Annotated in this window: 13 protein-coding genes; 5 read left to right on the top strand and 8 right to left on the bottom strand. The window is 64.6% G+C overall.

Going from position 1 to position 13437, the window contains the following annotated elements:
• Nucleotides 1-114: 114 nt before the first annotated feature.
• Together OSH12_RS20920 and OSH12_RS20925 are read left to right on the top strand one after the other, a co-directional pair.
• Nucleotides 115-393, top strand: coding sequence for a hypothetical protein (locus OSH12_RS20920; protein WP_266345563.1), 279 nt, complete (start codon nucleotides 115-117; stop codon nucleotides 391-393).
• A 272-nt stretch (nucleotides 394-665) separates the two neighbouring features.
• The gene (locus OSH12_RS20925) at nucleotides 666-1691 is read left to right on the top strand and encodes an aldo/keto reductase (protein WP_266345564.1); all 1026 of its coding nucleotides are present in this window, start codon (nucleotides 666-668) and stop codon (nucleotides 1689-1691) included.
• Between the two features lie 147 nt (nucleotides 1692-1838).
• Here OSH12_RS20925 and OSH12_RS20930 read toward each other — a convergent pair whose 3' ends face one another.
• Entirely contained in the window at nucleotides 1839-2915 is a 1077-nt protein-coding gene (locus OSH12_RS20930) for a sensor histidine kinase (RefSeq protein WP_266345565.1), read from the bottom strand.
• Nucleotides 2916-3146: 231 nt separating this feature from the next.
• Here OSH12_RS20930 and OSH12_RS20935 point away from each other — a divergent pair, with 231 nt between their 5' ends.
• Nucleotides 3147-3347, top strand: coding sequence for a DUF2934 domain-containing protein (locus OSH12_RS20935; RefSeq protein WP_266345566.1), 201 nt, complete (start codon nucleotides 3147-3149; stop codon nucleotides 3345-3347).
• A gap of 274 nt (nucleotides 3348-3621) precedes the next feature.
• On the opposite strand, the gene OSH12_RS20940 is transcribed toward OSH12_RS20935, so the two are convergent.
• The 7 genes from OSH12_RS20940 to OSH12_RS20970 form a co-directional block, all read right to left on the bottom strand.
• On the bottom strand, nucleotides 3622-4470 hold the full coding sequence (locus OSH12_RS20940; RefSeq protein WP_266345567.1) for an amidohydrolase family protein: 849 nt from the start codon (nucleotides 4468-4470) through the stop codon (nucleotides 3622-3624).
• 67 nt (nucleotides 4471-4537) lie between these two features.
• Nucleotides 4538-4960: an RbsD/FucU family protein gene (locus OSH12_RS20945; RefSeq protein WP_266345568.1), complete on the bottom strand. Its 423-nt coding sequence runs from the start codon at nucleotides 4958-4960 to the stop codon at nucleotides 4538-4540.
• Between the two features lie 57 nt (nucleotides 4961-5017).
• Nucleotides 5018-6013, bottom strand: a complete 996-nt coding sequence (locus OSH12_RS20950; protein WP_266345569.1) for an ABC transporter permease — start codon at nucleotides 6011-6013, stop codon at nucleotides 5018-5020.
• Nucleotides 6010-7023 (bottom strand): ABC transporter permease, encoded by a 1014-nt coding sequence (locus tag OSH12_RS20955; protein ID WP_266345570.1) that lies wholly within the window; start codon nucleotides 7021-7023, stop codon nucleotides 6010-6012. The genes OSH12_RS20950 and OSH12_RS20955 overlap by 4 nt, the downstream gene beginning before the upstream one ends.
• On the bottom strand, nucleotides 7020-8531 hold the full coding sequence (locus OSH12_RS20960; protein ID WP_266345571.1) for a sugar ABC transporter ATP-binding protein: 1512 nt from the start codon (nucleotides 8529-8531) through the stop codon (nucleotides 7020-7022). The genes OSH12_RS20955 and OSH12_RS20960 overlap by 4 nt, the downstream gene beginning before the upstream one ends.
• A gap of 56 nt (nucleotides 8532-8587) precedes the next feature.
• Nucleotides 8588-9616 carry a sugar ABC transporter substrate-binding protein gene (locus tag OSH12_RS20965; protein ID WP_266345572.1) on the bottom strand — a complete coding sequence of 343 codons (1029 nt, stop codon included), beginning with the start codon at nucleotides 9614-9616 and terminating at the stop codon, nucleotides 8588-8590.
• Nucleotides 9617-9690: 74 nt separating this feature from the next.
• A complete protein-coding gene (locus tag OSH12_RS20970; RefSeq protein WP_266345573.1) occupies nucleotides 9691-10803 on the bottom strand; it encodes an iron-containing alcohol dehydrogenase in 1113 nt (370 codons plus the stop codon).
• 362 nt (nucleotides 10804-11165) lie between these two features.
• Here OSH12_RS20970 and OSH12_RS20975 point away from each other — a divergent pair, with 362 nt between their 5' ends.
• Both OSH12_RS20975 and OSH12_RS20980 read left to right on the top strand, forming a co-directional pair.
• A complete protein-coding gene (locus tag OSH12_RS20975) occupies nucleotides 11166-11858 on the top strand; it encodes a GntR family transcriptional regulator (protein ID WP_266345574.1) in 693 nt (230 codons plus the stop codon).
• The gene (locus OSH12_RS20980) at nucleotides 11858-13402 is read left to right on the top strand and encodes a UxaA family hydrolase (RefSeq protein WP_266345575.1); all 1545 of its coding nucleotides are present in this window, start codon (nucleotides 11858-11860) and stop codon (nucleotides 13400-13402) included. The genes OSH12_RS20975 and OSH12_RS20980 overlap by 1 nt, the downstream gene beginning before the upstream one ends.
• Nucleotides 13403-13437 lie beyond the last annotated feature (35 nt).

The following is a 13437-nucleotide window of genomic DNA, read 5'->3' on the forward strand; positions in this document are numbered from 1 at the left end:
GTGCCGGCTCCATTATATGGATGCAGGATTAAAATTTGTTCATGATGATCCGGACCGATTGTCGATCCGTCGCGCCGCGCCATGTTTCATTCGTGGGGCAAACAACGGATGAAAATGATGAGCAAGATCTTGTTCCTTCTTCCCGTCGCCGGCCTTCTGGCCGTTGGTCCGGCGCTGGCTGCCGAGACCTATGGTGGCGTGGTCACGAATGTGAATCCTTCCGCCGGAACGGTCTCGGTGCAGGGTGCCGGCACCTTCGCGGTTAGCCAACCCTCCTTGCTGCGGGGCGTCTGGGGCGGCGAGCATGTGATCGTCACCAAGAATGACAATGGCAGCATCGGCCTCCAGGAAGACAGCAGCTATTCGGACGGCGGTGGCCAGACCAGCCAGTAACCTCCAGCCTCAGCGAAACACGCTGACACACGCGAGCAAGGCCGCCTCCGGGCGGCCTTCTTGCTGTCGAGAGGCTCCTTTCGCGCGCCGCCACGAAAATTCTTCCCGTCCGATGTCGCGCATTCCCTTGACGCGGGTGGCGGAGAGCGTGGAACCTGTCGCCGCGAGGATGGGGGCGTGTTCGCCACAGACGGGCGCGCGCCGACCGGCGCTGTCGCCGCCTGATGGCAGCCTTTCCCCGCGTTCCAAAAAGACAAAGGGAATGAAACGCCATGGCACTTGAAACGCGGCCGCTCGGACGCACGGGGATTCCGGTAACGACGCTTGGTTTCGGCTCCGCCCCGCTGGGCGACCTTTTTCACCGGCTCGACGACAACACCGCGCGCGGCGCGGTCGAGGCAGCGCTCGAGGCCGGCGTCACGCTGTTCGACACCTCGCCTTTCTACGGCCACGGCCTGGCCGAGCACCGCATCGGCACCGTGCTGCGCGGCGCGCCCCGAAAGTCCTACACGCTATCGACCAAGGTCGGCCGCTGGATGGACCCGCTCAACCAGCCGGCGGATGGCAATACCCAGCCGCCGAACTTCGTCGGTGGTCAGCCGCATCCCGCCCGCCTCGACTATTCCTATGACGGCGCCATGCGCTCGCTGGAGCAATCGCTGATCCGCCTCGGTGTTGACCGGATCGAGATCGTGCTGATCCACGACGTCGACGTCTATTCGCATGGCGCCGATGCCGTCGAGGGCCATTTCAAGGCGGCGATGGAGGGCGCCTACAAGGCGCTGGAGAAGCTGCGTTCCGAGAAGGTGATCGACGCGATCGGCGTTGGGCTGAACGAGGCCGACATGTGCGAGCGCTTTGCCCGCGCCGGCGATTTCGACGCCATGCTGCTGGCCGGTCGCTATTCGCTGCTGGAACAGCCGGCGCTCGACAGCTTCCTGCCGCTGGCGCAGGAAAAGGGCATCGGCATGATGCTGGGCGGCGTGTTCAATTCCGGCATTCTCGCCACCGGCCCCGTGCCGGGCGCCAAGTATAACTACCGCGATGCGCCGCCGGAAATTCTCGCTCGCGTGGCTGAAATCCAGAAGGTGTGCGAGGCGCATGGCGTAACCCTCGCCGACGCGGCGCTGAAGTTCCCGCTCGGCCATCCGGCGGTGGCGTCGCTGGTGATGGGCTCCGTCTCGGCCGAGGAAACCCGTCGCAACCGCGCCGCGTTCGACCGTCAAATTCCGGCGGCGCTCTGGTCGGATCTGAAGATGGCAGGGCTGCTCCGCCCCGACGCGCCGACACCGGCCTGACCCATGCCACCCGCAGGGCATTTTTGCCTCTGCTCTGCGGGTCTGGGCTGGAGCGCTTCGAGCGAAGCGTGCGGTTCGCTCGCACCCAATCAGCGAGCCGGAGCCGCATTCCCGACGATCGATGTGGCTCCGCTCGGGAAATGCGCTCTACGTGGCCTTCGGCATGGTGGACGTAAAGGTGGCCCGTGTGATCGATACCGACACGCCGGTCGGGCTGTTTTCGATCTTCAACTGGGCATCAAGCTGGCTGACCAGCGCCTGGACGATGATCGTGCCCAGACCGCCATTGGCGGCGGCGGGTTGGTCGCCTGGCGGCTTGCCGACACCATTATCGGAGACTGTCAGCCTCCAGTCGGCGCCATCGATCTCGTAGGTGACGAGTATCAGCGCCGAGGTGCGGCGGACGGGAAACGCGTATTTGATCGCGTTGATCACCAGCTCCGTGATGATGAGGCCCAGACTGACGGCCCTGGCAGACTCGACTGTCCCGGCTTGCGCGATGACCCGGATTTCGATCGGCTGGCTCTCGCCGATCATCGATTCCCCCAGGCTGGAGCAGAGCGTCGACAGATAGGTGCTGAACTCGATCCGGTCGATACCGTCGGAGGCATGCAGATGCATCTGCACCGCGGCAACCGACAACACGCGCTGGCGGGCATCCTGGAGGTGGAACCGGGTTTCTTCCGACGTGACGGCCTTCGCCTTCAGCATCAGGATGCTGGCGATAATCTGCAGACTGTTGGCGACCCGATGCCGCATTTCCTGCAGCAAGACGTCCTTTTGCTGCAGCAACTCCTCCGCGCGAGCGAGAAGAGCCGCCTTTTCGCGGTCGAGGGCGCGCGTCACGGTGATATCCCGAAAGGCCATCAGGATCGTCGTCGCGGGGCTGTCGTCATAGAGAACCCTGCGCGCATTCAGCAGCATGACCCTCCAGCCAAGGCCGGGAAAGTCGTGCTCGACCTCGAAATCGTTCATTTCCGTCTGCTCGGTAATGATCGTCTCGAGTAGAAGCCGAAGCGCGGGAATGTCCCACTCGCCATTGCCCAGCGCATAGAAGGTCGAGCCCAGCGTCAGGTGAGGCTCCGCTCCAAACGTCTTGTAGAATGAGCGGCTCGCCGCCAACACGGAAAAGTTCTCGTCCAGCACCAGGAAGGGCTCGGGAATCGTGTTGACGATGGCTTGCGCGAGCGTTTGAGCGTCAGCGACATTTTTGAGCGCGTTCATCGCGGAATGAAGCGCTTTCGCGAGCGGAAGGGCAAGTCGCCGGTTGAGCCGGATGGCTCTTCATCCCCGGCATCTCCGAGCGAAAAGGCCCGTTTTGGCTGGTTTATCTTCCCTCGTTCCTAGCTCCGACTTCACAGTTTTTTGGTCGCGTCGGCGTCGGAACGGATCCCCTCGGATGGGATTGATTCAGGGGCGCCGGCGCAACGCCGCGTTCCCGAAGGGAGACCGAAGATGACCCAGTTGACCGAACAGGAAATCGCGGACGAGGCGCACCGGCTCTGGCTGGAAGAGGGAAGTCCGGAAGGTCGGGCGGCCAGCCACTGGCAGCAGGCTATTGAAAATCTCAAAGCTCGCCATCCGGAGGCGGCCAAGAGCCAGAGCGCCGTGGCGGGCGAGCAATCCTCGCCCGAAAAAATCGCCTCGGAACTCTGATCGGAGCGGCTGACATTCCGTTCAAGGCGCACGGCTCGCGGCAGGCTAGCCTTCCGGCGCTGTGCCCGATCTCCGATAGTAGCGCGGTCCGTTCCTTCACCTCTCCCTGAGGGAGAGGTCGACAGCCAAAGGCTGGCGGGTGAGGGTTTACGGCCTCTCCGGATGGTTTCCTAAACCCTCACCCGGAGCTGCGCTCCGACCTCTCCCTCAGGGAGAGGTGAGGGGCAAGGCGGCTCGAACGAGGCAGGGCAAGCCCTCGTGCGGACCTACGTCCTCAGGTCGCCGTGGCCTCGCCGTCGACGCGATAGAAGGTGGCGGCGTTGGTCTCGAAGATCTTCGCCATGTCCTCGATGCCGAAATGAGCTTCAAGAAGTGTCCGGGCAGCGTCGTTGACCTCGCCATAGCTCGCGGCAAGTGTCGCCACCGGCCAGTCGCTGCCGAACATCAGCCGTTCCGGCCCGAAGACCTTGGCAACATGATCGACATAGGGGCGCAACTGCTCCAGCGTCCAGCCGTCAGGCGAGGCCTCCGTCACCATCCCGGACACCTTGCAGGAAACGTTCGGAAACGCCGCGATCTCGGCGATGCGCTCGCGCCAGGGATCGAGATTGCCCGCCGCGATCTCCGGCTTGGAGATGTGATCGACCACGGCACGCAGCCCCGGCGTTGCCGCCAGAGCCTTGGCGACATGGGGCAGGTGTCGCGTGAAGGTCAGTATGTCGAAGGCAAGCCCAGCCTCGGCGACAAGGCCGAGATGCTTCAGCACGCGCGGCCGTAGAATGTAGGCGTCATCTTCCAGCCCCTGCAGCATGGGGCGAAGACCAACGAAGTAAGGATTTTTCCGATAGTGCGCGAGCCGCTCGGGAAAGGCCGCGTCGTCCATGTCGAGCCAGCCGACGACGCCGGCGATGAAATCCGTGTTCGCCGCCAGATCCAGCAGGAAATCGGTCTCGGCTTCTGTCTCGGCCGCCTGCACGACGATGGTCCGGGTGATGCCGGCTTTCGCCATCAGCGGGCGCAGATCGTCGGGCAGGAAATCACGCAGCAATGGGGCGACATGCGGCCCCATCCAGCCATAATCGCCACGCGCGATTTTCCAGAAGTGCTGATGACTGTCGAGCATGGCGGGCGCCTTCCTGTGCGGAGATGGAAGAACAGCCGCTCCGCTTCGTCCGGAGCGGCTGTGGATTTCAGGGACGCAGCACGCCCTTGCGCAGCAGGACGTTGCCGTACAGGCGACGCTCGCCGCTTGCGATGACGGCATAGGCGTCGCGCGTCCGCTCGACGAACGCTGCCGGATCCATGATCTCGATGCCGATCGACCTGCCTTCGGCATGGTCGGCGCTGGCCTGGAAAGCGTCATACATGGGCTGCGTCTCCGCCGGCGCCTGCATGACTGCCATGGGCTGCTCGACGAAATCGTCGAGCGGGAAGACCGTCAGAATGGCATCGAGCAATTCCGTTGCCGAGGTGCCGGGCAGGTCGACCAGGCGCGTGGCAACGTTGTCGGCACCAAAGTTGGCGTCGGTGATAACGATCTCGTTGCCATGACCCATGTCGTCGAGGAGCGCGAGAAGGGTGCCGTTCAGCAACGGATGGATGGATTTCAGCATCAGAACTCTTTCAATCGTCGGAAGGTATCGAAGCGGACTAAACTTTGGCGCCAGAGGTCAGAGCTGGGCGCGGGTCTTGCGGCGGGTCCAGACCACCAGGGCGACGCCCGTTATCAGCAGGGCCGCCCGTACGATCTGACGCTGCGAGTCCGTCCAGCCGAGCAGGGCCGCGCCGCTGAGCAGGGACGCCAGGAGCAACACGCCGACGAGGGTGCCGATCACGTTGGGCTTGCCCATCTTGAGCGCCATGCCGCCCAGAAGCACCGCGGTCAGGCCGTCGATGAAATAGGACGCGCCGATATAGGGCTGGCCCGAGGAGAGATCGGCGGCGAGAAACACGCCGGCGACCGCGGAGAGAACGCCCGAGAGACCATAGAGAAGAAAGAGCAGACGGCTGGCCGGAACACCCGCCTCGACCACCGCTTCGCGGTTCTGCTCCATCGCATAGATGTAATGGCCGAAGGTCGTCCGGTCCTGAAGCACCAGGGCGAGCCCGTAGAGAGCGATGACGAGGATCGCAAGGACCGGCACAATGTCGACATTGGCATTCAGGACGATGCCGACGAAGCCGACCGAGTTGAACGGAATCGACGTGCCCTTGCCGATCGCCGCGGCGATCGAGCCGGCGAGGCCACCGGTCGCGATGGTGATTACCAGCGCCGGAAGACGCATGACCGCGACCAGCAGGCCGTTGAGGCAACCGAAGACGAGGCCGAAAAATACCGCCACGGCCGAAGCCAGCGGCCAACCGGCTCCCGTCTGGATCAGCCCCGCGACGATCATCGTGCCGAGGGCTGCCACCGACATGAACGAAACGTCGATCTCGCCCGCCGCGATGATCCAGGTGAGGCCCAGGAACATGATCGCCGAGATCGAGGCCGTCCGCAGGATGTCGTTGATGTTGGCGGCGCTGGCAAAGCTCGGACGCATCCAGGAAAAGGCCACGACCAGCGCGACCAGCAGGAAAAACAGGCCGTAGCGAACGAGGAAGCGACGCGCATCAAATCCGCCGCGCGGCGGCCGGGACGCAGTGGAGGACAGGACGGCGCTCATGACCGCACCTCACGCAGGGATGTGGATGCCAGAGCTTTCGGCGAGCGGGCCGGGCGCAGGCGCTTGAGAGCCGCGCTCACCTTTGGATCGAAGGCGGCGATGGCGACAATCAACACGGTCGAAACGATCGCGTCGGAATAGAAATATGGCACTGCCATCAGGGTGAAGCCGTTCAGCATGGCCGACATCAGCAGCGTGCCGGCAATGGTGGCCGGGACCGAGGCCGCGCCGAACAGCGCCGCGCCGAGATAGACGGCGGCGTAGGCCGGCATCAGCAACTGGCTGCCAGCCGTGACATTGGCCGCTCCCGAGGATGCCACCAGCAGCGTGATGGCGAGGCAGGACAGCGCACCGCAGATCGCGAAGGCGGCCAGCACATAGGCCTTGACCCGGATACCGGAATAGACGGCCGAAACCCGGTTCTCGCCCGTCGCATAAAAGGCGCGGCCGAAGCGCGAACCATGCAGTATCAGCGCCGCGATGGCGGCCGTCAGCGCCAGGATCGCCACCGGCGCGTCGAGGCCGAAATACTTGGCGTCGTTCAGGTCGAGGATTCCCGACTTGAAGAAGTTTTTCGAGATCGAGGTGCCATTCGAATAGAAATAGGACAGGCCAATAGCGAGGCCGCCGGTGGCGATGGTGGCGACGATGTCCGGCAGGCGCAGATACGAGACCGCGATGCCGTTCACGAGGCCGCAGGCAAGACCGACGGCGACCGCTCCGGCAATGCCGGCCCCGACGCCGAAATTGCTGGCGATCAACCATCCGAGCGTCATTGCGCCGAGCGAGGCGACGCCTGGAAACGACAGGTCGAACTGGCGCACGACGATGACGAAGGTCAGGCCGAGCGCGGCCAGTCCCTGCACCGCCATATGGCGCAGCAGGGCGTGGATGTTGTTGCTGGAGAGATAGGCCGGCGTCAGGCTCTGGAAGATCGCCGCCACCACGGCCAGCAGGACGACGAAGGCGAGGATGCGAAGATAGATCGGATTCTTTGCGAGCGTTTTCATGCGGCGCGCGCTCCCATAATGCCGGCGGAGAGAAGTTGATCGCGGCTGGCGTTCCAGCCGCCTGTCTCGACGGGGCGGCCCTTGTAGAGCGCCATCACCCGGTCGGCGAGGCCATGGACCTCGTCGCAATCGGACGACATGACGATGACGCCGGCCCGGCGCGAGAGCTCCCGGATCAGCGTGTAGAGCTTGGCGCGGGCACCGATATCGACGCCGACGGTCGGCTCGACGAAGATGTAGATGTCGGAATCGCGGAACAGGCCCTTGGCGATGACGATCTTCTGCTGGTTGCCGCCGGAAAAGGCGCTGACCGGCCGGTCGAGCTCAAAGGGCTGCAGGCCGACGTCGCGGGCGAGCGCTTCGGTATCCAGGCGGTTGCGGCCGAATTTCAGCAGGCCGCCCAGGCGAGACGCACGGCCGAGATGGGCGACGGTGGTGTTGAACACCACGTCCTGCGTCATCGCCAGCCCCTCGGTGCGGCGGTCGCCCGGCACCAGGAAGATGCCGGCCTTGAGCGCATCATGGGGACCGCGGAAGCGAACGGCCTTGCCCTTCACCTGCATCGTGCCTTCATCGGGACGGATCGCGCCGAACAGGGTCTTGGAAAGCTCATCGACCCCCGAGCCGACGAGACCGAAGATGCCGAGGATCTCGCCGCGCCGCAGTTCGAAATCGACGCCGGAGAACAGCCCGCTGCGGCCGAGTCCCTTCGCCTCGAGCAGGACGTCGCCGTCGGCCTTGCCGTCGCGCTCGGGAAAGAGGTCGCCCGCCTTCTCGTCAAGCAACAGCTCGGGGATCGAGATGCCGCGTTCGGTCGCTTCCTGCGAGGTCAAGGTCGCCACGTTGCGGCCGCCTCGGAAGACGGTGAAGCGGTCGGCGATCTCGAAGACCTCTTCCAGCCGATGGGTGATGTAGATGATGGCGATGCCGGCCGCGCGCAGCGAGCGCATAAGCTGGAACAACGACGCCTTCTCGCGCTCGGTCAGCGTCGAGGTCGGCTCGTCGAGAATGAGGATGCGGGTGTTCTCGTTGCGCAGCGCGTGCAGGATCGCGACAATCTCGCGATCGACCGCCGGCATTTCTCCAACCCGAGCCTCGAGATCGATCTCGATTGGAAAGCGCTGCAGCAGCTTCTGCGCCGCGGCGCGCATGGCGGTGCGGTCAATGCGGGCGAAGAGGCCGGGCTTGCGACCTTCATGGCCGAGAAAGATGTTCTCGACGCCGGTGCAGTCGGGAACCAGTTCCGGATGCTGCTGGACGGTTGCGACGCCGGCGAGGATCGCGGCGCGCGGCGAACCCAGTTCCACGGGCTGGCCGTCGATCTCGATCGTGCCTTCATCATGCGTGTAGACGCCCGACAGGATCTTGATCAGCGTCGATTTGCCGGCTCCGTTGACGCCGAGAAGCGCATGGATCTCGCCGGCCTCCAGCTCGAAATCGACTCCGCCCAGCGCCTTGACCGGCCCGAAGCGTTTATGGATGCCGAGCATCCTCAAAACATTCGCCATGTATCGCCCTCTTCGGGAATAGGGGCGCGGCGACTGGCAGCCGCCGCGCCGGTAGATCAGAGGACGCGCTGCCAGCCGAGCTTGGCGGCTTCGCCGGGCTGGTCGTAGTTGTCCGGGATCTCGATGTCGGCGAGGCTCTCCTGCGTGACGGCATAGGACGGCGTGACGACGAAGCGCGGCGCCTTGCGTCCGGCGATGACTTCATGTGCGTAGAACGCATTCATGTAGGCCATCTCGTAGAAGCTCTGCGCCATGGTCAGGGCGAAGGGCGAGCCTGCCTGGATGTATTCGAACGACTGCTGGCCGCCGTCGATGCCGGTGATGAAGGTGTCGCGGCCGGCCGCCTTGATCGCCAGCGTGCCTTCCGATGCCGCGCCGTCCCAGGCGCACCAGATCGCATCCAGTTCCGCATTGGCGGTCAGGATGTTGTCGACGACCTGGCGTGGCGTCGTCGTGCCGCCGAGCGCGAAAGCGATCTCGTAGACGACCTGGATATCCGGGTAGCGGACGAAGACGGACTTGGCGCCCAGCGTGCGCTGGTCCCACGATTCATTGGACGGCAGGCTGACGAGGGCGACCTTGCCCTTGCCCTTCAGGCGATCGACGATGTACTGCGCGCCATAGGCACCGAGGCCGAAATTGTTCGACATCGCCGTCGAGGTGACGGTGGTGTTCGGCACATAGCTGTCACCGCAGAAGATCGGCACGCCGGAAGCGACCGCTGCCTGCACGGCCGGCGCAATGGCGGCGGCATCGGCCGGGGTGATGAAGATCGCGGCCGGCTTCGACGCCACGAAAGCGGCGATCTGATCGGCCTGCTTCTTCACGTCGTAATTGGCGTCGGCGATGGTCAGCGTGCCGCCGAGACGACTGATCGCGTCCTGGTAGCCGTTGACGATGTGGCGGCCCGATTCCCAGACCGTCCAGCCGAGCGACGCGCAGAACTGCGCATCCTGAGCATAGGCGCGGCCCGGACGGGCGAGTGCTGCCGCGACGGTCAGGGCGGCGGCGCCGCTCAGGAAACCGCGGCGGGAGAGACGCAGGCGGGCTGCCTGCGGGCTGTTGTCGTCTTCCAATGTCGTCATGGTCTCTTCCTCCCAGGGATTGAGATCGGAACCGGTCTCTTCAGGACCGGCCCCGGGTTCAGGCCACCGGACGCTCAGCGCGACTGGTGCATCAGTTCGAGATAGTCTTCGCGGCTGGCGATCCGCGGATTGGTGCCGTGGCAATGATCCTTGAGGGCCTCGCCGGCGACGCGCTCCATCATCGCTTCGGTAACGCCCATGGCATCGAGGCCGGACGGCAGGCCGATCGAAGCCGAAAGCTCCGCCATCACGACATCCGGTTCGCCGCCAAGGATTTCCGCCAGCACGTCCCACTTCGCGCCGATCACCTCGCGGTTGAAGCGCAGCACGGCGGGGGTCAGCACGGCGTTGAGCGTGCCGTGATGCAGGTTCAGCTCGCGCACCGCGCCGAGCGGATGGGTCAGCGCATGGACGGCGCCGAGGCCCTTCTGGAAGGCCATCGCGCCTTCCAGCGCGCACATCATCATTTCCCAGCGCGCACGACGGTCCGAACCATCGGCGACGGCCTGGCGGATCGCGCCCATGCCGCGCTTGAGGCCATCGATGGCGATCGCGTCAGCCGGCGGATTGATCGACGGGGCCATGTAGGTTTCGAGGCAGTGCGACAGCGCATCCATGCCGGTCGCCGCCGTCAGATAGGGTGGCAGGCCATAGGTCAGCTCGGGATCGCAGAGCGCCACCGAAGGCAGCATGTGCGGGCTGACGATGCCGAGCTTGCGGCCCTCGGCGGTGATGATGACCGCGGCACGGCCAACCTCCGAGCCGGTGCCCGAGGTCGTGGGAACGGCGACCATCGGACAGATATTGCCGTGGATCTTCGCAGCGCCGCCCTCGACGGCGGTATATTGCGCCAGCGGGCCTTCATGACCGGATAGCAGTCGAACCGCCTTGGCGAGATCGATCGACGATCCGCCGCCGAGGCCGACAATGCCGTCGCAACCCGCTTCGCGATAGAGATCGGCGGCGGCAAGCACCGCCGTTTCGGTGGGATTCGCCGGCGTATCCTGAAAGACGGTGGGGCGCGTCGGAAACAGCGCCAGAACCCGGTCGATAAGCCCGGTTGCAACCAGCCCGCGATCGGTCACGATCAGCGGACGCGCCACCTTGAGTCCTTCCAGAATCGCCGGAAGCTTTGCCACCGCGCCTTCGTCGAACTCGATACGGGTCAGATAGGTGATCAGGGCCATCGCGGACGTGCTTTCGGGTGCTGGAATTCTGGATAAGCAAACCCGTTCGCGGCACAGATGGGCCGCGTCGGGTACTGCTTCATGTTGGGATTTGGTGCGCCGGCCACTGGGCACGACGCGTCCTTCAGCCCGGCGGGATGCCGGTCCGTTTCGTGTTTCCTCCGTCATTTCGGTTTTTGTCGAAGCCTGGCAAATGGCGGGATGCGACAGGGACCGACTCGCTCCAGTCGTCTCTCCATGCCCGCCGTGAAAACGCTCTTGCTTCACCAACCGATATATGAGTTATTGAAGCCAGACTAATTCCACGATGTCAACACCCCCTGAAAACTCAGGGAAAACCAATGAATATCGGGAAAAACCCATTGAATCCGCCAAAAGAGTCCAACGATCGGCCGATCCAGAAAGCCGAGCAGATATATGGGTTGCTGCGCGAAGCGATCGTTCGCCTAGCGATGGTGCCCGGTGCCGCGATCTCCGAAAAAGAGCTCTGCGCGCAGTTCGGCGTGTCGCGGACCCCCGTGCGTGAAGCCCTGAAACGTCTTGTCGACGAGGATCTCGTCGACGTGTTTCCGCATTCGGGAACCTATGTCAGCAAGATCTCCTACGAGGTGGCGGAGGAGGGTTTCGTCATCCGCCGGGCTTTGGAAATCGAGAGCATTCGCCGGGCGACGCAATTCGTCACCGATCCGCAGATCGCCCGCCTCGACGCCCTCATCGCCGAGATGCGCGACATCCTGCGCCGCGATGCGCTCAACGATTACATCATCGTCGACGACGCCTTCCACGCGACCATTGCCGAGATCAGCCGCTATCCGCGGATGTGGAAGTTCATCAATCTGGTCAAGGCGCATCTCGACCGGATGCGCCAATTGAGCGCGCCGGTACCGGGCCATCTGGCCGAGGTGACGGAACAGCACGCTGCCATCGTCCGGGCGCTGGAGCGGCGAAACGCCGATCAGGCCGAGCTTGCGATGAAGATCCACCTCGACGCGTCCTTTGCCGTGATGAGCGCCATGTACGAGGACGGCAAATTCTTCAAGCGCAAGGAACTCTGATGCTCGATACCCCCTCTGGCATCTCGCCTCTGATCCGGCTGCATCCCGCCGACAACGTCTCGATTGCCCGGCTGACGGTGGACCCGGCCCAGACACCCGTTGTCGACGGCATCGTGGTGCTGGATCGCATCGGCCAGGGGCACAAGATCGCCATGCAGCCGATCGCCAGGGGCGCCCCGGTGACGAAATATGGCCAGACCATCGGCTTTGCGCGCACGGATATCGCGCCCGGCCAGCATGTTCACACGCACAACCTCGCCATGGCCGAACTCGAACTGCGCCACGAGTTCTGCGCCGGCGCGGAAGAGCCGGATTTTGTAGCCGAAGCCGAGCGCGCCCGCTTCATGGGCTTTCGCCGCAAGGACGGGCGTGTCGGCACGCGCAATTTCCTCGCCATCGTCTCGTCGGTGAACTGCTCGGCCACCGTCTCCAAAGCGGCCGCGGCACATTTCGCCCCGGCGACGGGCCGTCTCGACGCCTTTCCGAATGTCGACGGCGTCATCGCGCTGACGCATGGCGGCGGTTGCGCCATCAATACCGAAGCCGAGGGCTATAGCTACCTGACCCGCGTGCTCGCCGGCTATGCGACGCATCCCAATGTCGGCGCCGTGCTGATGATCGGCCTCGGCTGCGAGACCAACCAGATTCCGCTGCTCCTGAAGCGGCACGGGCTGGAGCCGGGAGAGGCGTTCCGCACGCTCACCATCCAGACCGAAGGCGGCACCCGCGCCACCATCGCCTCGGCAATCCAGGCCATCGAGGCCATGCTGCCGGCGATGAACGCGATGGAGCGCACATCCGAACCGGCTTCGCACATCACGCTGGCGCTCGAGTGCGGCGGCTCGGACGGCTATTCCGGCATTTCCGCCAATCCGGCGCTGGGCTTCGCCGCCGACCTGCTGGTCCGCCATGGCGGCACGGCAGTGCTGGCCGAAACGCCCGAGATCTACGGCGCCGAACACCTGCTGACCCGCCGCGCGGCAACGCCCGCCGTCGCGCAGAAGCTGCTCGACCGGATCGAGTGGTGGCGCGATTACGCCACGCGGGGCAAGGCCGAGCTGAACAACAATCCGTCGCACGGCAACAAGGAAGGCGGGCTGACCACCATCCTGGAAAAGTCGCTGGGAGCCGTCGCCAAGGGCGGCACCTCGCGCCTCAACGCCGTCTACGAATATGCCGAGCCGATCGACCAGAACGGCTTCGTCTTCATGGATACGCCGGGCTACGACCCGGTCGCCGTGACGGGCCAGGTCGCCGGCGGCTGCACCATCATCTGCTTCACGACGGGGCGCGGATCCGTCTCCGGCTTCAAGCCGGCGCCCTCGCTGAAGCTCGCGACCAACACGCCCATGTACCAGCGCATGCGCGACGACATGGACATCAACTGCGGCACGATCGTCACCGGCGACGAGACGATCGAAGCGGCCGGCCAGCGCATCTTCGAGATCATCCTGGCGACCGCCTCGGGCGAGAAGACGCTGAGCGAAATCCACGACTACGGGGACAATGAATTCGTGCCCTGGCAAGTCGGCGCCGTGATGTGAGGAGAAACTTGGAAGCCGGTCACCACACCAACCAG

Source organism: Kaistia terrae (genome assembly GCF_026344005.1).
In the GTDB taxonomy this organism is placed as follows: domain Bacteria; phylum Pseudomonadota; class Alphaproteobacteria; order Rhizobiales; family Kaistiaceae; genus Kaistia; species Kaistia terrae.